Annotated in this window: 17 protein-coding genes; 12 read left to right on the top strand and 5 right to left on the bottom strand. The window is 67.5% G+C overall.

The genetic code is table 11. The annotated features are described in order from the left end of the window. Nucleotides 1-59: 59 nt before the first annotated feature. Nucleotides 60-1,085: a PstS family phosphate ABC transporter substrate-binding protein gene (locus AC5JDC_RS00290; protein ID WP_106773198.1), complete on the bottom strand. Its 1,026-nt coding sequence runs from the start codon at nucleotides 1,083-1,085 to the stop codon at nucleotides 60-62. 213 nt (nucleotides 1,086-1,298) lie between these two features. Between AC5JDC_RS00290 and AC5JDC_RS00285 the strand changes: the two genes are divergently transcribed. Continuing rightward, a complete protein-coding gene (locus AC5JDC_RS00285; RefSeq protein WP_106773199.1) occupies nucleotides 1,299-2,114 on the top strand; it encodes a hypothetical protein in 816 nt (271 codons plus the stop codon). Here the strand turns inward: AC5JDC_RS00285 and AC5JDC_RS00280 are convergent. Then, nucleotides 2,075-2,983 (bottom strand): AraC family transcriptional regulator, encoded by a 909-nt coding sequence (locus AC5JDC_RS00280; RefSeq protein ID WP_495838067.1) that lies wholly within the window; start codon nucleotides 2,981-2,983, stop codon nucleotides 2,075-2,077. The two genes, AC5JDC_RS00285 and AC5JDC_RS00280, sit on opposite strands and share 40 nt — an antisense overlap. A gap of 185 nt (nucleotides 2,984-3,168) precedes the next feature. Between AC5JDC_RS00280 and AC5JDC_RS00275 the strand changes: the two genes are divergently transcribed. The 8 genes from AC5JDC_RS00275 to AC5JDC_RS00240 all read left to right on the top strand — a co-directional run bounded on the left by AC5JDC_RS00275 (nucleotide 3,169) and on the right by AC5JDC_RS00240 (nucleotide 12,147). Then, the gene (locus AC5JDC_RS00275) at nucleotides 3,169-3,945 is read left to right on the top strand and encodes a phytanoyl-CoA dioxygenase family protein (protein WP_106773201.1); all 777 of its coding nucleotides are present in this window, start codon (nucleotides 3,169-3,171) and stop codon (nucleotides 3,943-3,945) included. A 134-nt stretch (nucleotides 3,946-4,079) separates the two neighbouring features. After that, a complete protein-coding gene (locus AC5JDC_RS00270; RefSeq protein WP_495838064.1) occupies nucleotides 4,080-5,102 on the top strand; it encodes an ABC transporter permease in 1,023 nt (340 codons plus the stop codon). A gap of 34 nt (nucleotides 5,103-5,136) precedes the next feature. Further along, complete coding sequence (locus tag AC5JDC_RS00265; RefSeq protein WP_495838062.1) at nucleotides 5,137-6,105, top strand: sugar ABC transporter substrate-binding protein; 969 nt, start codon at nucleotides 5,137-5,139, stop codon at nucleotides 6,103-6,105. 166 nt (nucleotides 6,106-6,271) lie between these two features. Beyond that, nucleotides 6,272-7,789 carry a sugar ABC transporter ATP-binding protein gene (locus tag AC5JDC_RS00260; protein ID WP_495838060.1) on the top strand — a complete coding sequence of 506 codons (1,518 nt, stop codon included), beginning with the start codon at nucleotides 6,272-6,274 and terminating at the stop codon, nucleotides 7,787-7,789. Nucleotides 7,790-8,264: 475 nt separating this feature from the next. After that, nucleotides 8,265-9,215 carry a ribokinase gene (locus tag AC5JDC_RS00255; RefSeq protein WP_495838058.1) on the top strand — a complete coding sequence of 317 codons (951 nt, stop codon included), beginning with the start codon at nucleotides 8,265-8,267 and terminating at the stop codon, nucleotides 9,213-9,215. Next, nucleotides 9,212-9,670: a D-ribose pyranase gene (gene rbsD, locus AC5JDC_RS00250; RefSeq protein ID WP_495838056.1), complete on the top strand. Its 459-nt coding sequence runs from the start codon at nucleotides 9,212-9,214 to the stop codon at nucleotides 9,668-9,670. Before AC5JDC_RS00255 ends, rbsD begins: the two co-directional genes overlap by 4 nt. A 6-nt stretch (nucleotides 9,671-9,676) precedes the next feature. Beyond that, nucleotides 9,677-10,507 (top strand): 3-methyl-2-oxobutanoate hydroxymethyltransferase, encoded by an 831-nt coding sequence (locus tag AC5JDC_RS00245; RefSeq protein ID WP_495838054.1) that lies wholly within the window; start codon nucleotides 9,677-9,679, stop codon nucleotides 10,505-10,507. Between the two features lie 788 nt (nucleotides 10,508-11,295). Beyond that, nucleotides 11,296-12,147 (top strand): SDR family NAD(P)-dependent oxidoreductase, encoded by an 852-nt coding sequence (locus tag AC5JDC_RS00240; RefSeq protein WP_495838052.1) that lies wholly within the window; start codon nucleotides 11,296-11,298, stop codon nucleotides 12,145-12,147. 219 nt (nucleotides 12,148-12,366) lie between these two features. On the opposite strand, the gene AC5JDC_RS00235 is transcribed toward AC5JDC_RS00240, so the two are convergent. Beyond that, nucleotides 12,367-13,176, bottom strand: coding sequence for a lytic murein transglycosylase (locus AC5JDC_RS00235; protein WP_106773362.1), 810 nt, complete (start codon nucleotides 13,174-13,176; stop codon nucleotides 12,367-12,369). A gap of 157 nt (nucleotides 13,177-13,333) precedes the next feature. Between AC5JDC_RS00235 and AC5JDC_RS00230 the strand changes: the two genes are divergently transcribed. Continuing rightward, nucleotides 13,334-14,572, top strand: coding sequence for a flavin monoamine oxidase family protein (locus tag AC5JDC_RS00230; RefSeq protein WP_495838050.1), 1,239 nt, complete (start codon nucleotides 13,334-13,336; stop codon nucleotides 14,570-14,572). A gap of 178 nt (nucleotides 14,573-14,750) precedes the next feature. Next, nucleotides 14,751-15,416 (top strand): DUF1236 domain-containing protein, encoded by a 666-nt coding sequence (locus AC5JDC_RS00225; RefSeq protein ID WP_495838048.1) that lies wholly within the window; start codon nucleotides 14,751-14,753, stop codon nucleotides 15,414-15,416. A 128-nt stretch (nucleotides 15,417-15,544) separates the two neighbouring features. Here the strand turns inward: AC5JDC_RS00225 and serA are convergent, their stop codons facing one another. Together serA and AC5JDC_RS00215 are read right to left on the bottom strand one after the other, a co-directional pair. Then, nucleotides 15,545-17,143 (bottom strand): phosphoglycerate dehydrogenase, encoded by a 1,599-nt coding sequence (gene serA, locus AC5JDC_RS00220; protein WP_495838046.1) that lies wholly within the window; start codon nucleotides 17,141-17,143, stop codon nucleotides 15,545-15,547. A gap of 173 nt (nucleotides 17,144-17,316) precedes the next feature. Beyond that, complete coding sequence (locus tag AC5JDC_RS00215; RefSeq protein WP_495838196.1) at nucleotides 17,317-18,492, bottom strand: phosphoserine transaminase; 1,176 nt, start codon at nucleotides 18,490-18,492, stop codon at nucleotides 17,317-17,319. 267 nt (nucleotides 18,493-18,759) lie between these two features. On the opposite strand from AC5JDC_RS00215, the gene AC5JDC_RS00210 reads away from it, so the two are divergent. After that, nucleotides 18,760-19,893: a helix-turn-helix transcriptional regulator gene (locus AC5JDC_RS00210; protein WP_495838044.1), complete on the top strand. Its 1,134-nt coding sequence runs from the start codon at nucleotides 18,760-18,762 to the stop codon at nucleotides 19,891-19,893. Nucleotides 19,894-20,044: the final 151 nt, after the last annotated feature.

Here is a 20,044-nt window from a genome sequence, read left to right as displayed (position 1 = left end):
ATCTCGAACCTGAAAAAAGAGTGTCGCCGCGCGGCCGGGCCGCGCGGCGACATCGGATATTACATGGACTTGCCGGCAGTGAAGGCGTCGCGCTGTTCCTGACGCTCGCCGTCCGGAGCGGCGACGAGGCCGTATTCGGCGAGTGGGCCTTCCGGGCCGACCATCTGGTCGTCGAGGAAGAACTCGACATATTCCTTCAGGCCCGGCACGACGCCGAGATGCGCCTTCTTCACATAGAAGAACAGCGGACGGGAGACCGGATACTCGCCCGAGGCGATGGTTTCGGTCGAAGGCGTCACGCCGGAGACCGTCGCGACCTTCAGCTTGTCGGCGTTGTTCTCGTAGAAGGACAGGCCGAACACGCCGACGCCGGTCTTGTTCGAGTCGATGCGGGCGAGCGTCTCGGTGTAGTCGCCGTCGATATCGACCGCCTTGCCGTCCTTGCGGACCGCGACGCAGGCCTTGGTCACTTCCTTCTCGCCGACGCCGGCGGCCTTGACGGCCTCCTTGTCGCAGCCGGCCGCCATCAGCTTCTCCTCGAAGACTTCGCGGGTGCCGTGCTTCTCGCCGGGGATGTAGGCGGCGATGTCCCAGTCCGGCAGCGCCGGATTGACCTGGTTCCACTTGGTGTTCGGGTTGGCGACGAGCTTGCCGTCGACGACCAGCTGGGCGGCGAGCGCCTTGTAGAGGTCGGCCGGGGTCAGCGCCCAGTCCGGACCCTTGATGTCGGTGGCGAAGACGATGCCGTCATAGCCGATCTTGACTTCCTGGACTTCCTTGACGCCGGCGTCGACGCAGGACTTCAGCTCGTCCTCCTTCATCTTGCGCGAGGAGTTGGCGATATCGATGGTGTTCTCGCCGACGCCCTTGCAGAATTCCTTGATGCCGGCGCCCGAGCCGCCGGACTCGACGACGGGGGTCTTGAACTCGGTGAAGGTCTCGCCGAAGGACTCGGCGACGATCTTGGCGTAGGGCAGAACGGTCGACGAACCGGCGATCTGGACCTGGTCGCGGGCGGCGGCATAACCGGCCGAGGCGGCAAGCGCCAGGACCGCAGCCGACGCTGTGAGGATAGCTTTCTTCATTGGGCCTGCTCCTGTCGAAAATTCGCTAAGACGCCTTGTTCAGCAGCGTCGTGGAGAGGCCATAACGAGCCTATGTAACAGTTGGATGACAGTTTCATGTCGAAAGCATAACCCCTGCCGGGCGACGGCGTTCCGCCCTTGCCGGCAGGCGGCGACAGGTTCATAGTTCATCCCGCGCATGCCGGTCGAAGCCTGGAAACGATCGAGGCTACCATGGGCGAGCAGGATCTGCAGGCCGTCAGGGACGCGGTCGCCAAGGCCAAGTCCGCGCTGGTCTTCGAGGACTGGAAGCCGGTCGTCCATGCCGTCAGCCGGCTGGCCATGCCGGACATGCTGAAGGCGCTGGCGGCGCTCAGCGAGAGCGATCGCGAGCTGCTGCTGCGCAACGCGCTGGCGATCTTCGGCAACACCATGTCCTTCCAGCGCATCGAGTTCGCCGCCGGCGTCATCGACAACCGGGAGATCTACGATCTCGGCCTGCTGCCGGATCAGGTCAATGACGGCCGCGAGTTTCTCGGCTGCACCCGGCTGGACGATACCGGGGTGCAGAACGCCATAAACGACGCCATCAACAAGGCGCCGGCCGCGATCCGCGGCGGTGAAAAGGGCACCGAATGGGCGGCGCTGGCGGGCGAGGCCAATTCCTGCTGCGGCGCCTATTTCGTCGCCTGGAAGCCGATCCTGGTGGACCAGCGGCGCGTTCCCGGCGCGTCGCTGAACTCCAACCTCGCCGCCGCGGCGCACTATATGCTGTCGCGCTTCCACGTCTGCGCCGGCAAGGCGACCGTTTCGCAGATGCGCACCTTCATCGACGGCTACGATTCGAAGAAGCGCCTGGCGATCATGCGGGGCGACAAGGACCTGAAATCGATGGCGCTCACCCAGAACCGCCCTTTTCCGCCCGATTTCGCCATCAGGGCCTGGGCCTACAAGGGTGCCAGCGACGGTGAGGCGGATCGCCGGCGGTGCAACTCGAACACCGACACGCCCTACGTGTTTCCCGACATCAAGGGCGACGACCTGCCGTAGCCGTTCTGCGCCGGCTGGGCTTTCGGCCGCGCCCCCAGTTCGCTGCGCCGCCAGGCGGCCGGCGCGATGCCGACCGAGCGCTTGAACTCGCGGCCGAAGTGATAGACGTCGCAGAAGCCGCATTGCTCGGCGATCTCGGCCAGGGGGGCGTCGCTTTCGACCAGCAGCGCCTGCGCGTGCATGAGCCGTTCCCGGATGAGCCACTGGCGCGGGCCGGTGCGCAGGTGCTTCCTGAACAGCCGCCGCGTCTGCGAATGGCCGAGGCCGGTCACGGCCGACAGGTCGGACGCGTTCCAGGGCAGGCCGAGATCGGCGCGCATGGCGCCGAGCGCGGCCGCCAGCGGCGCCGGAACGTTCTGCGCGGCGGTGCCGGCGAGCGCATGGTCGACCATGGTCAGGAACTCGGCGACGAACTGGTTCAGCCGCAGGTCGAGGCGGGCATCGCGGCCGCGCATCGCCGCGAACAGCCGTTCGAACCACGGCGCCGGATTGGCGCTTTCCGCGAGGGCGGCGCGGGGCGGGCCGTCGCCGAACAGCTTTCTGCGCAGCGCCGCCGGATCGGGACCGTCCAGCCGGAACCACAGCACGGTCCACGGGTCCGCCGGATCGGCCATATGCGCGTGCGGTGCCTCGTTGGCGATCCAGGCGAGCTGACCCGGGCGCACCTCCAGGCGCTGCCCGAGCGTCTCCACCATGCCGCCGCCGGACAGGCAGTAGATGACGTCCTGGCCGGGATGGACGGCGCGCGCGACCCGGTAGTCGGGCGCGGCCGCGACCTTGCCGGCGCGCAGCACGCTGAAGGCCGTGCGCGTCCAGCCTGGCTCCGGAACATAGTGCAGGCTTTCCAGGAAAGTGGTCTTTTCCAGCATGCGCGTTTTATACAAAGACGCTGTCCCGTTTGTCCATTTCCCCGCGCGCGGGCCGCGTCTAATGTCACCTTCGAGAGTTTGAGGACCTCGACGGTTCGGCGTCGAAATCCGGGAATTCCGATGCCCGCGGCCATGCTGCCGGTGCCTTTCGGACCCAGCCGGCCGTGCATGCCAGGGAGAGACCGATGCTCGCGATGAGCAAGCAGGAAGCCGAGCTGTACGCTCGCGACGGATACATCATTCGCAAGGGGCTGCTGTCCGCCGAGGAGGTGCAGATCTTCCGCGACCGGGCCCGCGCTCAACTCGAGGCCGAGAGCAAGGCCGGCGCCGTGATGGCGAAGGGCGACAAGGAGGGCAAGACCACCCTCCTGAAGATGTGGAACACGGCGGAAGACGACCAGTACGGCTTTCTCGCCCGCGACGAGCGCATGGTCGACCTCGCCGAGGACGCCATCGGCAAGCCGATCTATCTCTACAGCCACAAGATGACCATGAAGCAGCCCAACGAGGGCGGCGCCTGGGAATGGCACCAGGACTTCGGCTACTGGTACAATTACGGCTGCCTGGCCCCCGAGATGATGAGCATCTACGTGGCGCTCGACAAGGCGACGAAGGAGAACGGCTGCCTGCAGGTGCTGAAGGGTACGCACAAGCTCGGCCGCCTCAACCACATCCGCGAGAACGACCAGACCAATGTCGAGCAGGAGCATCTGGAGGCCGCGCTGAAGCGCTTCGAGCATGTCTATGTGGAGATGGAGGCGGGCGACGTGCTGGTGTTCGACGGCAATTTGCTGCACCGCTCCGACGCCAACCGCTCCGACACATATCGCTGGGGCTATATCTGCTCCTACAACGCGGTGGAGAACGCGCCCTTCAAGAAGGTGCGCGACTACGGCAACTACGACGAGATGAAGAAGGTGCCGGCGGGCACGTTCCTCATGGCCGCCGACAAGGCCGCCTGAAGACACGCGCGTAACCGGTCCGGCCGTGTTTCGGCCGGATCGCCAGGGAAGGATTTGGCGACGGCATCCTGGAGCCGCCGCCGCAAGGCACGGCGGCGCCGGCAGGTGTCCGCCGGACCCAACGGGAGGACGGAATGGCCGATACGGTCGGGACCGGCGCGCGCGCGCCCGCCATGGACCGCTTTTCGATGTCGAGGCTTCTGCGCGCACGCGAGACGGGCGTGTTCGTCGCGCTGGTCGCGCTGTGCCTGTTCCTGGCCTTCGCCACGGACGGCTTCCTGACGTCGGTGAACCTGCTCAACATCGGCCGCCAGATCTCGCTGCTCGGCATCATGGCCGTCGGCATGACCTTCGTGCTCATCTCCGGCGAGGTGGACCTGTCCGTCGGGTCCACCTACGCCTTTTCCGGCCTGGCCGCCGGCATGCTGATCATCGCCGGCTGGCCGCTGGCGCCGGCGCTGGTCGTCGGCCTGCTCACCGGCATGGCGATCGGCCTGATCAACGGCGTGCTGTCGACCTATGGCCGGCTGCCGTCGCTCATCGCCACGCTCGGCATGCTGTCGATGGTGCGCGGCGCCGCGCTCATCCTGACCAACGGCCAGCCGGTCACCGTCAACGTGCGCAACGGCGCCGACGCGGGCGTGCTCGAGACCTTCGCCTTCATGGGCCAGGGCTACCTGTTCGGGGTGATCCCGATGCAGCTCGTTTTCTTCATCATCGTGGCCGCGCTCGCCTGGGTTGTGCTGTCCTACACCAATTTCGGCTTCAAGGTGTTCGCCGTCGGCGGCAGCGCCAAGGCGGCGCGGGTGTCGGGCATTTCCGTCAACACGGTCAAGATCTGCGCCTTCGTGCTGATGGGCCTGCTCGCCGCCTTCGCCGGCATCCTCAGCCTCGCCTTCCTGCCGAGCGGCCAGGCCGGACGCACCGGCCTCGGGCTGGAGCTCGACGTGATCGCCGCCACCATCGTCGGCGGCGCCTCGCTGTCGGGCGGCGAGGGCACCATCCTCGGCACCATCCTCGGCGTGCTCATTATCGGCGTCATGCGCAACGGCCTGGTGCTGATGGGGGTGTCGCCCTTCGTGCAGGAACTGATGATCGGCCTGGTCATCATCATCGCAGTCGGAATCGACAAGTGGACGATGCGCCGAAGGGCATGAAGCCAGGGCGCTATCAAAAAAGGGAGGACTATCCATGAAACTCAGACACGTCATCCTGGCAGCGGCGCTCGGCCTGCTGCCGCTGCAGGCGAGCGCCGAATCGAAACTCGCCGACTTCCCGCTCGCCGAGCGCATCAAGGCCAAGGTCGATGCCGGCCAGCCGCTCGACATCTACGTCTCCTACCACGACGTCTCCAACGAGTTCGCGCCGTTCATGAAGGCCGGCGTGGCGCGCGCCGCCGCGGAGGAGAAGGTCAACGCCAGCTTCATCGGCCCGGTCGGCGCCGATGCCGACGGCCAGATCAGCGAGATCGAGACGCTGATGGGCAAGATGGACGGCCTCGCCATCTCCTCGGTCTCCACCGACGCGCTGGCGCCGCTGATCGACCGCGTGCTCGCCGCCGGCATCCCGGTCGTCACCTTCAACACCGACAATCCGGACTCCAAGCGCCTCGCCTTCGCCGGCCAGGACCTGGTGCAATCCGGCCGCGAGGCCGGCAAGCTGATGGCAAAGGTGCTCGGCGGCAAGGGCAAGGTGATGATCACCACCATCGACGCCGCCGCGCAGTGGTCGATCGACCGCGAGAGCGGCGCGCGCGAGGCGCTCAAGGCCGAGCCCGGCATCGAGGTGGTGCAGACGCTCAACACCGGCACCGACCCGCAGAAGATCTATTCGGCGATCGAGAACGCCATGCTCGCCAATCCCGACCTGACCGGCGTGCTGTCGCTCGAATGCTGCTCGACGCCGGCTGCCGGCACCTGGGTGGAGCGCAACAAGGCCGCCGAAAAGGTCAAGGTCGTCGGCTTCGACCTGCTCGACCAGACGGTCGGCCTCGTCGAGAGCGGCGACATCCAGGCGACCATCGACCAGGCGCCGGAAAAGCAGGGTTTTGCCGCCGTCGACCTGCTCGCCAAGTTCGTCAAGGGCGAGCCGATCGCCAATGTCGACACCGGCGTCGGCATCTACACCAAGGAGAACATCGCGGAGGTGGCGAAGCAGTAGCGGCGGCCTTACGCCCCCTCCACCGCCTTCGGCGGTCCCCCTCCCCCTTGAACGGGGGAGGATCAGGGCTGCGGCCGGTCGCGCCGCTGGTTCCTCCCCTGCGAAGCGGGGAGGGGGACCGCGCGAAGCGTGGTGGAGGGGGCGCCCGAAACATGTGAAACACCCAATGACCCATCCATCCTCCCAGGACGCGATCGTCGAAATCTCTGGGGTGACCAAGCGGTTCCCCGGAGTGCTTGCGCTCGACCGCATCTCCGTCGACTTCCGTCCCGGCGAGGTGCATGCCGTCGTCGGCGAGAACGGCGCCGGCAAGTCGACGCTGATGAACATCCTTGCCGGCGACCTGCAGCCGGACGGCGGCGAGATTTTCGTCGACGGCAAGCCTACCGCCATCTCGACGCCGCTGGTCAGCCGCGCCGCGGGCATCACCGTCGTCTACCAGGAGCTGGCGCTCTGCCCGACGATGAGCGTGGCGGAGAACATCATGATGTCCGACATGGCGGCGCGTCCGGCCGTCTCGCTGGTGCCGCGCGACACCATGCGCGCTGAGGCGCGCGCCGCGCTGGCGCGGCTGGGCATGGCGCGGCTCGATCCCGACACCAGGGTCGGCCGCCTGTCGGTCGCCGAGATGCAACTCGTCGAGATCGCCCGCGCCATCCGCCAGAACGCGCGCCTGCTGGTGCTCGACGAGCCCAATTCGGCGCTGTCCAGGCGCGAGAGCGAACGCCTGTTCGAGGTGGTGCGGCAGCTGCGCGCCGAGGGCGTCACCGTCATCTACGTCTCGCACCATCTCGCCGAGGTGCTGGCGCTCTCCGACCGCATCACCGTTATGCGCGACGGCCGCACCATCGAGACGATGGCCAATGACGCCGTGTCCGAGGGCCGGCTGATCCGCGCCATGGTCGGGCGCGACCTCGATGCCGCCACGCAATGGTCGCTGCAGGGGGAGGGGCGTTCCGACGGCGCCGCCGTCGCGCTGTCGGTCGACGGGCTGACGGCGCCGGGACTCACGGATATCAGCTTCAACGTCCGCGCCGGCGAGATTCTCGGCATCGGCGGCCTGCCGGATTCCGGCAAGGACGGGCTCGGCGAGGCGCTGTTCGGCCTGGTCGAGCGCAGCGGCCGGGTGGCGATCGACGGCAAGGAGCTGCGGCCGGGCGATCCGCTGGCGGCGATCCGCGACGGCATGTCGTTCGTCCCGGCCGACCGGCGCGGCGCCGGCGGGCTCCTGTCCATGAGCGTCGCCGACAACGTCGTCTCGGCCTCGCTGCCGCGCTTTTCCATGGCCGGCTTCCTGCGCCGCGGCGCCATCCGCCGCGAGGCGCGCGCGCAAGCTGCGCGGCTCGACGCCCGCATCTCGCATCTCGGCCAGCGGCTTGGCACGCTGTCCGGCGGCAACCAGCAGAAGATCATCCTCGGCCGCAGCCTGGTCACCAATCCGCGCGTGCTCGTCCTGCACGAGCCGACGCGCGGCATCGACGTGGGCGCCAAGGCCGAGATCTATTCGATCCTGCGCGGCATTGCCGAAGAGGGCGTCGCCGTGGTCATGATCTCGTCGGAAATCCCCGAGCTTATCATGAATGCCGAGCGCGTGCTGGTGCTGCGTGCGGGGCGCATCGCCGGCGAGCTGACCGGCGCCGGCGTCAGCGAGGAAGCGATCCTGGCAAGGGCGATGGTGTCGTGAGATCGGTTCGGATGCCCCCTCCACCGCCGGAGCCTGTCCTTGGGCCGGCCTTCGGCCGGATCCGGGGGGCGGTCCCCCTTCCCCGCTTCATAGGGGAGGAACCAGGTTTTCAGCCGGCTGCGGCATCGATCCTCCCCCGTTTACGCAAGGCGATCGCATATGGAAGTTCTGGAAGCGTCGCCCGGCCGGCTACCCCCACCCCTGACCCCTCCTCTCAAGGGGGAGGGAGACGTTGCGGCCGCCATGCCGAGCGAAATCGTCACCGATTCATGTCTGGCGCAACAGCGGCAATATCCCCCTCCCCCTTGAGGGGAGGGGTTAGGGGTGGGGGTAGCTCCATATGCGATTGCCCTGCCCGCTTACGGGGGAGGGGGACCGCCCCCCGGGTCCGGTTGAAGGCCGGCCCAAGGACAGGCTCCGGCGGTGGAGGGCGCGCGCACCCCCTCAACGGCTCCGACCACACGGGCACATTTCAATGACGAAACCCAACATCACCATCGTCGGCAGCTTCGCGGTCGGGCTGACCATGCGGGCGCCAAAGCTGCCGATCTTCGGCGAGACCATGCTCGGCACCGATTTCGACATGGGGCCTGGTGGCAAGGGCTCCAACCAGGCCGTCGGCACCGCGCGGCTGGGCGCCTCCTCCGCGCTCGTCGCCCATATCGGCACCGACAAGCTGGCCGGCATCGCCACCGACCTCTATGCCGCCGAGGGCGTCGACACGCGCTTCGTCACGGCGCGCAGCGAGCGCGCCACCGGCGTCGGCTTCATCATCCTCAACGACAAGGGCGAGAACTTCATCATCCTCGACATGGGAGCGAACGAGCTGCTGGATGCCGGCGCTGTCGATGCGGCCGAGTCCCGCATCGCCGAAAGCGACGTGGTGATGACGGTGCTCGAAATCCCCATCCCCGCCGCCGCGCGCGCCATGGAACTCGGCCGCAGGCATGGCGCGAAGACCATCCTCAACCCGGCGCCGGCGCGCGCCCTGCCGGACGCGATCTTCGCCTCGGTCGACTATCTCACGCCGAACGAGAGCGAGCTGCGCATCCTGCTCGGCCTGCCCGCCGACGATCCGCGCTCGTCGCGCGAGCTGGCCGGCGAGCTGCGCCGCCGCGGCGTCCGCAACGTCGTGGTCACGCTGGGGCGGGCCGGCGCGCTGATCCTCACCGACGAGCTCGACGTCATGGTGCCGGCCGTGCCGGTCGAGGTGACCGACACCACCGGAGCCGGCGACGCCTTCAACTCGGGTTTCGCCGTGGCGCTGGCGGAAGGCCGCGGCATCGTCGAGGCCGTGCGCTTCGGCGTGGTGTGCGGCGCCATCGCCTGCACCAGGCTCGGCGTCATCCCAGGCCTGCCCGACCGCGCCAGCGCCGACGCCATGTACAGTGAAGCCCTGCAAACCGTGTGGAAGGACAAGCCGTGAACCGCAACCGACTGCTCAACGCCGAACTCGCGCACGCCGTCGCCTCGATGGGCCACGGCGACCTGATGATTGTCTGCGACGCCGGCTTTCCGATCCCGTCGAGCGCCTGGCGCATCGACCTCGCCATCACGCCCGACGTGCCGGACCTGGAGACGGTGCTGACGCCGATCGCCGAGAATTTCATCGCCGAAAAAGTGTCCTACGCCGACACGCTGCCGGTCCATAATGCGTCGCTGCTGGAGAAGGTGAAGCGCCTGTTCGCCGACGCCGAGCACGCGCCGATCAGCCACGAGACCATTCTGGGCGAGATGGCGGCCAAGGCCAAGGTGATCGTGCGCACCGGCGCCTTCGACCCCTGGGGCAACATCCTGCTTTATTCCGGCGTCGACGTGCCAAAATGGTTTTCCAAGCCCGGCGTGGTTGCGCCGGACTATTATGCGAAGAAGATGAAGTAAGCCCATATGCCCCGCATCTTCGATTTCGGCGGCCGTGAGGTCGAGCGCAGCACCACCGTCGCCGGCCTGCGTGCCCTGAAGGGTTCCGGCCGGCACGCCGCGCAGGTCACCGCCGAGACCGCCGACGAGGCGGCCGCGGCGGAGGCTGCCGGCGTCGAGATGGTGGTGTGCCGCGCCGTCAACGTGCCGAAGGTGCGGGAGGGCTCGAAAAAAGTCTTCGTCACCGCCGCGCTCGGCTTTGCCGACGCCGTCGCTGCCGACGAAGTGCTGCGCACCGCCTTTTCGGCGATCGTCGCCGGCGCCGACGCCGTCATCACCGGGCGCGGCTGGGACACGGTGAAGATGCTGTCGGCCGAGCAGATCCCGGTCATGGGCCATCTCGGCTTCGTGCCCAGGAAATCGACCTGGGTCGGCGGCGTGCGCGCCGTCGGCAAGACGGCGGACGAGGCGCTGGAGCTGTTCGACCGCTTCCGCCGGCTCGAGGATGCCGGCGCCTTCGCCGTCGAATGCGAGGTGATACCGGCCGCCGTGATGGCCGAGATCAACCGCCGCACCGGCCTGGTCACCGTGTCGCTCGGCTCCGGTCCCGACGCCGACGTCATCTTCCTCTTCACCTCCGACATCTGCGGCGAGGCCAAACGCCTGCCGCGCCACGCCCGTGCATGGGGCGACCTCGCCTCGCTTCACAGACAAGTCCGCGACGAGCGGGTGCGCGCTCTCTCCGGCTTCCGCGCCGACGTCGTTTCGGGCGGCTATCCCGGCGAGGCGGAAACGGTACGGATCGCCGATGACGAGCTGGACAGGTTCCGCACTGCCCTGGGTGGCTCGAAGGAGTAGCGCAGGGGACAGTTTACTTTCTTTCCGCAGAAAGGCGGCACGCTTCAAGGCTGGCTCTGGCGGAAAAAGTAAACTGTCCCCGGCACTCTGGGCGATTGAGCGGGCGAGAAGTAACGGACCAACCATAGGCGAAGCGCTCCGGCGGTCCAGAACTCCGAATGCGATTTCGGCAGAACAGGGGATAGCTTTTCTTGCCACCGTCGAGTGGTTGGAAGCGCGCGCCTGCCGAAATGAAAATCATTCCAATGGCTTGCACTTTTACGGCATCTGCCGAAAAGCCGCGCGCCATGGTTTTCCGCCGATTTTTATCCCCGCCCTCTCCGCCTCCCTTATACTTGCCGGCAGTCCCTTCTGCGGGAACGCCGATCATGACGGTGGTTTGCGGGGAGGGATCGGTGTCCGGAAGGTAGCGGCTAACGTGGCCGCGAGAGCCGGCGCTGCTTCAGAGTTTCTAACGATCCCGACGAATGAGCGGGACGGGGCTCCGGTATGGCCTCAGGAGCCGTCATGAGCGGGATATCGCCGGCGACACTCAAGTCGGAGTAGTGAGTACGATCCCATGACCCGGAAATGAAGTGGCGAAGAAGCACCGGATGGGCGGCCGTTGGGGTCGCATATAAAATTTAGATGAGCGAGCCTGCGGCCGCCTGTCTTTCCGACCTCTTCAATGGCCAGGGCCGAAAGGCAGCGTGGCGAGGATGGGGCTTGGCTGCTGCATGCCTGTTGTTTCCGCTGCGCGACAGGTGCAAAAACATCGCCTCGAACCCGCAATTCGCAAGGAGCCCCGCATGCCCCATCCCGCTCTCGTTCCCGGCGCGGTCGCCGTCGTCACCGGCGGCGCTTCGGGCATCGGGCTCGCCGCGGCGAAGACGTTCGCCGGGCTCGGCATGAAGGTCTGCATCGCCGACATCGGCGCCAAGCGGCTGGCCGATGCGCGAGCCCAGGTCATCCTCGCCGCGAGCGGCGGCACCGATCACGTCATGGCGGTCGAGACGGACGTCAGCCGGTTCGACGATCTGGTGGCGCTGGAGAAGGCAGTGGCGCGGGCGTTCGGCGGCGCCGACGTCGTGATGAACAATGCCGGCATCCAGCCGGGCAGCGCCCTGTTCGGCCCGCTCGACAATTGGGAGCGCGTGCTGGCCGTCAACCTGTGGGGCGTCATTCACGGCAGCCGGGTGTTCGCGCCAGCCATGATCGCGGGCGGAAAGCCGGGGCTGATCATCAATACCGGCTCCAAGCAGGGCATCACCACGCCACCCGGCGATCCCGCCTACAATGTCGCCAAGGCCGGCGTGAAAACCTTCACCGAGGCGCTGCAGCACGAACTGCGCAACACGGCGGGCTGCACGGTCAGCGCGCACCTGCTCATCCCCGGCTTCGTCTATACGGCGCTCACGGCCAACGGCCGCACGGAAAAACCCGCCGGCGCCTGGACGCCGCGGCAGACGGTCGACTTCATGCTGGAAAGCCTGGAGCGCGGCGACTTCTATATATTGTGCCCCGACAACGACGTGCCGCGTTCGCTCGACGAGCGCCGCATCCTGTGGGCCGCCGGCGACATCGTCGAGAACCGCCCGCCGCTGTCGCGCTGGCATCCGGATTTCGCCGATGCCTTCGCCGAATTCGCGGCAAAGCGCTGATCGGCGGCGGCGGCCTGGCTCCCTCCCGGGGAGGGAGCTACCCCCACCCCTGACCCCTCCCCTCAAGGGGGAGGGGATCTTGCCGTTGTTGTGCAAGACATGAATCGGTGACGATTTCGCTGGGCATGACCGCAAAGTCCCCCTCCCCCTTGAGGGGAGGGGTCAGGGGTGGGGGGTAACGGGCCCCTATGCGATCGCCCTGCAGGGCAGGGGCCGGGATCAGCCGCCGTCGATGGCGTCGGCCATGATGATGATGGCCTGCTGGTAGACCGAGGCGGCGTTCCATCCGGCGATCGCGCCGCGATTGGCGCTGGCCGGCCCGCCGCCATAGCCATGGCCGCGCAGGAAGTTGGCCGTCGAGGCCAGCGCATCGGCCTTGTTCCTGAGATCGACGCGTCCGTCGCCATTGCCGTCGACGCCGTATTTCAGGACATTGGCGGGCAGGAACTGCGTGTGGCCGATCTCGCCATGGGCGGCGCCGACCGAGCCGGCGGAGAGGCCGCCGCGATCCACCAGCTTGAGCGCGCCGTAGAGGTGGTTGGTGAAGAATTCCGGGCGGCGGCAGTCATAGGCGAGCGTCGCCACCGCCGATACCGTGTTCTGGTTGCCCATGGCGGCGCCGAAGCCGGTCTCCATGCCCCAGATCGCCAGCAGCGGGCCGGCCGGAACGCCGTAGCGCTTCTCGATCGAGGCGAACAGCGCCGCGTTCTGCTTCTTCAGCGAGCGGCCCTTCGAGATGATGGCCGCGCCGCCGCGCCGCTTCATGAAGGAATCGACCGATCCGCTGAAGGCCTTCCTGACCGCCCTGTCGACGCCGATCGTCTTGGTGGAATAGCGCGTGCCGGCAAGCGCAGCCAGGCCGCGTTGTCCGACGCCGTTGGCGGCGGCCTCCCGCGCGAATTCCGCCTTCCACGCCTCGAAGCCGGCGGCGCTCTTGCCGCATCGGGCGGCCTCGGCCGCGACGGCCGAAAGGCCGAGCATGGCTGAGGCGGCGATCGCGAGGGTTAGTGTTTTGGCAGTGAATGCCATCCTCATCTCCTGGTTGCCTGAATACGTCGCGGGACATTGCCAGCAAACAGCCGCCCTGTCACCGCAGATACGACCGCGAATCCCCCCGGCCGCTGGTCAGTCTCGGGGAATTTCCCTACGATCAAGTATATGGCGTGGCAAGGGGTGGTCTAGGGCCATGGAAGATATCGATGTCATCGTCGTCGGCGCCGGTTCATCCGGGCTGGCGGCCGCGAAAGTTCTGCGCTCCGCCGGATTGACCTTCAAGGTTCTTGAGGCGATGGATCGCATCGGCGGCCGCGCCTTCACGTCCGATCAACATTTCGGCATTCCCTTCGACATCGGCTGCGCCTGGCTGCACGCGGCCGACCGCAACCCGTATTTCGCCGAGGCCGAGGCGGCGGGCTGGACCCTGCACCATCACCAGATGGATGTCGACCATCTCTATTTCGGCCGGAACAAGGCCTCGCAAACCCACGAGGCGGAGATGTCGCTGGCCGACCGGCAGCTCGCCGGGCTGATGGAAAACTGGTCCGGCGGCGACGACCGGGTCTCGTCCCTGCTCGCCTCCGGCCACGCGGCGCGCGCCGCCGCGACTTTCGCCGGGCCGCTCGATTTCGGCAAGGATTTCGACGAGACCTCGATCGAGGACTTTCGCGCCGCCGCCGACCTCGATCCGAACTATGTCAGCCGCGAGGGATTCGGTGCGCTGGTGGCACGCTTCGGCGCCGATGTTCCGGTGGAGCTCTCGACGCCGGTGCGCCGGATCGCGTGGGACGGGCCGGGCGTCGCCTGCGCCACCGATCGCGGCACTTTGCGGGCGCGCGCCGTGATCGTGACGACCTCGCCTGCGGTGCTGGCCTTCGAGGAGATCGTGTTCATCCCCGCGCTGCCCGCCGCCCATGTCGAGGCGTTCTTCGATCTGCCCATGGGGATGCTGACCAAGCTGCCGGTCGAGATCAGGGGTACGCGGCTCGGCCTTTCGCCCTTCGAAGACCTGCTGATCGAGCGGCAGGCGCGGCACGACGTCTATTTCCTGTGCTTTCCCTTCGACACCGATCTGATGGTCGGCTTCGTCGGTGGCGACTTCGCCTGGGAGATGTCGGCCGCCGGCGAGGCGGCGGGCGTCGACTTCGCGACAGACCGCCTGTGCGATATCTTCGGCTCCGACGTCAGGAACCATGTGGGCCGGGCGATGATGACCAACTGGGGCGGCGAGCGCTTCGTGCGCGGCGCCTATGCGGCGGCGCTGCCGGGCAGGGCGGCGGCGCGACGTGCCTTGATGGAGCCCGTAGCCGACCGCGTGTTCTTCGCCGGCGAGCATCTTGCCGGGCCGCTGATCCAGACCTGCGGCGGCGCCAGGTTGTCCGGCGAGGCGGTGGCGCGGCAGGTCGCGGCGCGCCTTGCCCCGGCCTGAGCGAAGCAGTCCCGGCACCGGGCGGCTGCAGCGCATCCCGGCTACTCCAGGTTGCAAGCGTGCCGAGGCATGTACATCAGCAGTAACAAATCGTTATTGCCGGAGAGTCGCAGCCCGGAACCATGACATTCCTACCCCGTTGGTGCGCCGAGGGAACATCAAACGTGGAGAATTCATCATGAAGAAGCTCGTGACACTTGCCGCGGCCGGCACGATGCTGGCGTTCGGTGGAGCGGCCTTCGCGCAGACCTCCGTTCAGGCGACGACCGAACTCAACGTCCGCGCCGGTCCCGGTTCCAACTATCCCGTCGTCGGCGTGCTTGCCGCCGGCCAGTCGGCGACCCTGCAGGGCTGCCTGAAGAACGGCAAATGGTGCTCGATCGCCGAAGCCGGCGGACAGGGCTGGGTCTATTCGGACTATCTGGCCGGCGATTTCGGCGGCGAAACCGTCGTGTTGAGCCAGCGCCCGGCAAACGCCGAGGTGGCGATCGTCGAAGCACCCGACACCGGTTCGGCGGGCGCGATCGTCGGCGGCGCCACGGGTGCCATCGGCGGCGCCATCATCGGCGGCCCGGTCGGTGCGCTGGTGGGCGGCGTCGGCGGCGCGGCGATCGGCGGAACGGCCGGCGAAGCGGCCGAGCCGCCGGATCGGGTGCGCACCTACGTGACCAGCAACCGCCTCGATCCGGTCTATCTCGACGGCGAGGTCGTCGTCGGCGCGCGGCTGCCCGAGACGGTAACGGTCCGCGAGATACCGGACTACGACTATCGCTACGTCAACGTGAACGGGCAGGAAGTGCTGGTGGAGCCCGGCACCAACCGCATCGTCTACGTGATGCGCTGAGGCACGCAGCCCGAAAGCCGGGGCCCCGGCCCGGGCAAGAACGGACTGATAGCGCCGGGCCTGCGGGTCCGGCGCTATCTCATGGACATACCAGGCATTCCGCTACAGCGTAGGCGCAGCCGCTCCCTTCACCCGCCGTTGACGTCGAAATGCAGCGGCTTGGCCGAATCGATCAGCTTGTGGGCGCGCAGCTCCGCCAGCACGTTCTCCGGGAAGGGCGTGTCGAGATAGAGCAGCGCGATCGCATTGCCGCCCGGCCGGTCGCGGCCGAGCTGGAAGTTGGCGATGTTGACCTCGTTCCTGCCGCAGATGGTGCCGAGCAGTCCGATGATGCCCGGGGCATCCGGATTGGTAGTGTAGAGCATGTGCTGGCCGACCTCGGCATCGAGATTGATGCCCTTGATCTGGATGAAGCGCGGCTTGTGGTCGGAAAAGCAGGTGCCAGCGATGGAGCGGGTCTGCTTCTCGGTGGTGACGGTGAGCTTGATGTAGCCGTCGAACACGCCCGACTTGTCGCGCTTGACCTCGGCGACGATGATGCCGCGCTCCTTCACCATGATCGGCGCCGACACCATGTTGACGTCCGACACCTGCGGCCGGATCAGGCCGGCAAGTGCCGCGCTGATGAGGGCGCGGGTGTTCATGGTCGTGGTCGAACCGTCGAACAGGATTTCGACCGACTTGATCGGCTCCTCCGTCACCTGGCCGACGAAGGCGCCGAGCACCTCGGCGAGCTTGACGAACGGCTTCAGCCGCGGCGCTTCCTCCGCCGTGATCGACGGCATGTTGATGGCGTTGGAGACCGCGCCCTTGATCAGGTAGTCCGCCATCTGCTCGGCGATCTGCAGGGCGACGTTCTCCTGCGCCTCGGTCGTGGACGCGCCGAGATGCGGCGTGGTGACGACGTTCTCCATGCCGAACAGCGGGTTTTCGGTCGCCGGCTCGGTCTCGAACACGTCGATGCCGGCTCCCGCCACCTTGCCGCTCTTCAGCGCGGCGATCAGGTCCTTCTCGACCACCAGGCCGCCGCGGGCGCAATTGATGATGCGCACGCCGTCCTTCATTTTTGAGATCGCCGCCGCGTCGATGATGTTGCGGGTCTTGTCGGTGAGCGGCGTGTGCAGGGTGATGAAGTCGGCGCGGGCGAACAGCTCGTCCAGCTCGACCTTCGCGACCCCGAGCTCCTCGGCCCGTTCCTCGGAGAGGAAGGGGTCATAGGCGACGACATGCATCTTCAGGCCGACGCCGCGCGTCGCCACGATCGAGCCGATGTTGCCGCAGCCGATGACGCCGAGCGTCTTGCTGGTGATCTCGACGCCCATGAAGCGGTTCTTCTCCCACTTGCCGGCATGGGTCGAGGCGTTGGCCTCGGGGATCTGGCGGGCCAGCGCGAACATCAGCGCGACGGCGTGCTCGGCGGTGGTGATGGAGTTGCCGAACGGCGTGTTCATGACGATGATGCCGCGGCGCGAGGCGGCGGGGATGTCGACATTGTCGACGCCGATGCCGGCGCGGCCGATGACTTTCAGATTGGTCGCGGCGGCGATCAGCTTTTCGGTGACCTTTGTCGCGGAGCGGATGGCGAGGCCGTCATAGTCGCCGATCCTGGCGAGCAAGGCATCCTTGTCCTTGCCCAGATCGGGCAGGTAGTCGACCTCGACGCCACGATCCTTGAAGATCTGCACGGCGGTGGGGGAGAGTTTGTCGGAAACGAGAACGCGGGGCATGGGCGTGATCCTCTGCGATTGGCTTCCCTCCCCCTTGAGGGGAGGGTGGTCGCGCAGCGACCGGGTGGGGTGAGTGCGGCCGTGCTCGGCCTGCTTGTTTCAGGAGGTCGGCGGGGTGGAGGTGACCCCACCCGGCCGCTTCGCGGCCACCCTCCCCTCAAGGGGGAGGGAGATCAGGCCGCGGCCTTCAGCGCCGCCTTCTGCTGCGCGAACGCCCAGTCGAGCCAGGGCGTCAGCTTGCGCAGGTCGTCCGTCTCGACGGTGGCGCCGCACCAGATGCGCAGGCCGGGCGGGGCGTCGCGGTAGCTGGCGATGTCGTAGGCGACCTTTTCCGCCTCGAGCGCGGCCGTTAAGGCCTTCACGAAGGCCTGCTGGCCGGCGTCGTCGAGGGCGGCGACCGCCGGATCGACGAAGCGCAGGCAAACCGAGGTGTTGGAGCGTGTCGCCGGATCGCCGGCGAGGAAGTCGATCGCCGGATTGCTTGCGACCCAGTCGGCCAGCACGGCGGCATTGGCGTCGGCGCGGGCGATCAGGCCATCGAGGCCGCCGACCGACTTCGCCCATTCCAGCGCGTCCAGATAATCCTCGACGCACAGCATGGACGGCGTGTTGATGGTCTCGCCCCTGAAGATGCCTTCGATCAGCTTGCCGCCCGACGTGAGGCGGAAGATCTTCGGCAGCGGCCAGTCGGGCTTGTAGGTCTCCAGCCGCTCGACGGCGCGCGGCGACAGGATGATCACGCCATGCCCGCCCTCGCCGCCAAGCACCTTCTGCCAGGAGAAGGTGACCACGTCGAGCCTGGCAAAATCCAGGCGCTGGGCGAAGGCGGCGGAGGTCGCGTCGCAGATGGTCAGGCCCTTGCGATCGGCCGGGATGAAGCCGGCGTCGGCGACGCGTACGCCGGAGGTCGTGCCGTTCCAGGTGAACACCACGTCGCGGTCGAAATCGACCATCGCAAGATCGGGCAGCGCGCCATAGGGCGCCTCGAAAACCCGCGCATCCTTCAGCTTGAGCTGCTTGACCACATCGGTCACCCAGCCGGCGCCAAAGCTTTCCCAGGCGAGCATGTCGACGCCGCGGGCGCCCAGCAGCGACCACAGCGCCATCTCGACGGCGCCGGTGTCGGAGGCCGGCACGATGCCGATGCGGTAGTCGGCCGGAACCTCGAGCACCTCGCGCGTCAGCGCGATCGCCTGTTCCAGCTTGGCCTTGCCGATCTTGGCGCGGTGGGAGCGGCCCAGCGCGGCCTTCTTCAGCGCCTCGACCGACCAGCCGGGACGTTTCGCGCAGGGACCAGAGGAGAAATTGGGATTTGCCGGACGCACGTCCGGCTTGGAGATCGTCGTCATCATTCTACCCTTCCAGATAGCAAGCCCCTCGTTGGGGAGGGGTGGCCCACTCGCGGCATTAGCGGAAGCGGCGGCGGCGCGCAAGAGGGGATGTCGCATCGGGGACAGAAAAGGGCGCGCGACGATTACTTGCGCCGGCGGCCCGACAATTGCCAAATCCAAGCAAAACCTGCAGTATTGCTTGGGGCCGGACGCTCAACTGCCGGAAGCCGGCCCTTGCCGAGGGGGCGGCGTATCCGGGGTGGGAGGGGCATCGGCCCGGCGACGATGGATCACGATGGCGTTTCCCTGCTTGCCGCCAGGATGGCGGGCGCCATCGACGCGGCCTCGCTCGGGTCCGGCCCTTGGAACGAGGTCCCGAAGCTGTTCGCGCAGGCCTTTCCCGGTTCCTTCTCCTCGCTTCACAGTATCGGTCTTACCGACGGCCGCGTTGGATTCCTCACCGCCCACAACATCGATCCCGATTTCCTGCGGACGTTCGTCGAGCACTACACCTTCATCAACCCGTGGAACGAGTCGCACTGGACAAGAGTGCCGAGCGGCACGGTCAACCTGTCCGAGGAGGTGTCGCCGGCGCGCCTGTTCTCAAGGAGCGAATTCTACAACGACTGGCTGGCGCCGCAGGATGTCGATGCGGCGGCGGCGGTCAAGATCGACGGCGGCAACGGCCAATCGGCCCTGTTCATGATCCATTATCCGCTCGCGCTCGCGGACAAATACAACGCCGCCGTCGCCGAGGTGCTGCGGCGGGTGCGCGGCAATCTGCAGCGCACGGTCGAGATCGCGGGCCGCCTGCGCTCGAGCGCCGAGGGTGCCGCGGCCAGCGCGGCGCTGGTGGAACGCGGGCGCGGCGCGGCCCTCGTCATCGACGGCGAACGCCGCTTGCGCGACGCCAACACGGAGGCCGCCAGGCTCTTCACCGCCGGGCGGGCGGTGGTCGTGCGGTCGGGGCGCTGCCATCTCGCGGTCAAGGAGGTCGACGAACGGTTCGGCGCAATGCTGTCGGCACTGGCACGGGGCGTTCCGGCGGACGGCGCCCGGCTGTCGTTCCGCGATGCCGAAGGCGCGTGGCAGGTGGCGATGGCTGCCTTGCCGGCACCTCCGGACGCCGGACTGGCTTCGCTGTTTTCGCCGCGCCGCATGGTCCTGGTGCTGGTCACCGATCTTGGCGCCGCGTCGCAGGCGTCCGGCGATTTCTCGGCGCTCGCGGCGACCTTCCATCTCACCCCGGCCGAAATCGCCTTCTGCAACCGGCTGTTCCAGGGCGACTCGGTCTCGGAGGCGGCCGACCGTCTGGGAATCGCGCTGGAGACCGCCAGGACCCGGCTGAAATCGATCCAGCAGAAGACGGGGACGTCCCGGCAAGGTCAGCTTATGCTGCTGCTTTCGCGCTTGTCCTGACAAGCGGGAAAAGCAGCCGACGGCAATATCCCCACCCCGAGGCCCTGGGGCCGTGACTGCCGTCGGCTCACGCTGATCGCGTCGGTGAGGACGCACATCGCACCGCCAATAAGGTCAAGCATCCGGCGGTTACTCAACCCCCATTTGGGGG

Source organism: Kumtagia sp. (assembly GCF_059502445.1).
Note: the sequence above shows the minus strand (reverse complement) of the source record. Positions and strands in the feature narration are given on the sequence as shown.

Coding starts and splice junctions, on each gene's coding strand:
- AC5JDC_RS00290 (WP_106773198.1), bottom strand. CDS start 1,085: ATGAAGAAAGCTATCCTCACAGCGTCGGCTGCGGTCCTGGCGCTTGCC.
- AC5JDC_RS00285 (WP_106773199.1), top strand. CDS start 1,299: ATGGGCGAGCAGGATCTGCAGGCCGTCAGGGACGCGGTCGCCAAGGCC.
- AC5JDC_RS00280 (WP_495838067.1), bottom strand. CDS start 2,983: ATGCTGGAAAAGACCACTTTCCTGGAAAGCCTGCACTATGTTCCGGAG.
- AC5JDC_RS00275 (WP_106773201.1), top strand. CDS start 3,169: ATGCTCGCGATGAGCAAGCAGGAAGCCGAGCTGTACGCTCGCGACGGA.
- AC5JDC_RS00270 (WP_495838064.1), top strand. CDS start 4,080: ATGGCCGATACGGTCGGGACCGGCGCGCGCGCGCCCGCCATGGACCGC.
- AC5JDC_RS00265 (WP_495838062.1), top strand. CDS start 5,137: ATGAAACTCAGACACGTCATCCTGGCAGCGGCGCTCGGCCTGCTGCCG.
- AC5JDC_RS00260 (WP_495838060.1), top strand. CDS start 6,272: ATGACCCATCCATCCTCCCAGGACGCGATCGTCGAAATCTCTGGGGTG.
- AC5JDC_RS00255 (WP_495838058.1), top strand. CDS start 8,265: ATGACGAAACCCAACATCACCATCGTCGGCAGCTTCGCGGTCGGGCTG.
- AC5JDC_RS00245 (WP_495838054.1), top strand. CDS start 9,677: ATGCCCCGCATCTTCGATTTCGGCGGCCGTGAGGTCGAGCGCAGCACC.
- AC5JDC_RS00240 (WP_495838052.1), top strand. CDS start 11,296: ATGCCCCATCCCGCTCTCGTTCCCGGCGCGGTCGCCGTCGTCACCGGC.
- AC5JDC_RS00235 (WP_106773362.1), bottom strand. CDS start 13,176: ATGGCATTCACTGCCAAAACACTAACCCTCGCGATCGCCGCCTCAGCC.
- AC5JDC_RS00230 (WP_495838050.1), top strand. CDS start 13,334: ATGGAAGATATCGATGTCATCGTCGTCGGCGCCGGTTCATCCGGGCTG.
- AC5JDC_RS00225 (WP_495838048.1), top strand. CDS start 14,751: ATGAAGAAGCTCGTGACACTTGCCGCGGCCGGCACGATGCTGGCGTTC.
- serA (WP_495838046.1), bottom strand. CDS start 17,143: ATGCCCCGCGTTCTCGTTTCCGACAAACTCTCCCCCACCGCCGTGCAG.
- AC5JDC_RS00215 (WP_495838196.1), bottom strand. CDS start 18,492: ATGACGACGATCTCCAAGCCGGACGTGCGTCCGGCAAATCCCAATTTC.
- AC5JDC_RS00210 (WP_495838044.1), top strand. CDS start 18,760: ATGGATCACGATGGCGTTTCCCTGCTTGCCGCCAGGATGGCGGGCGCC.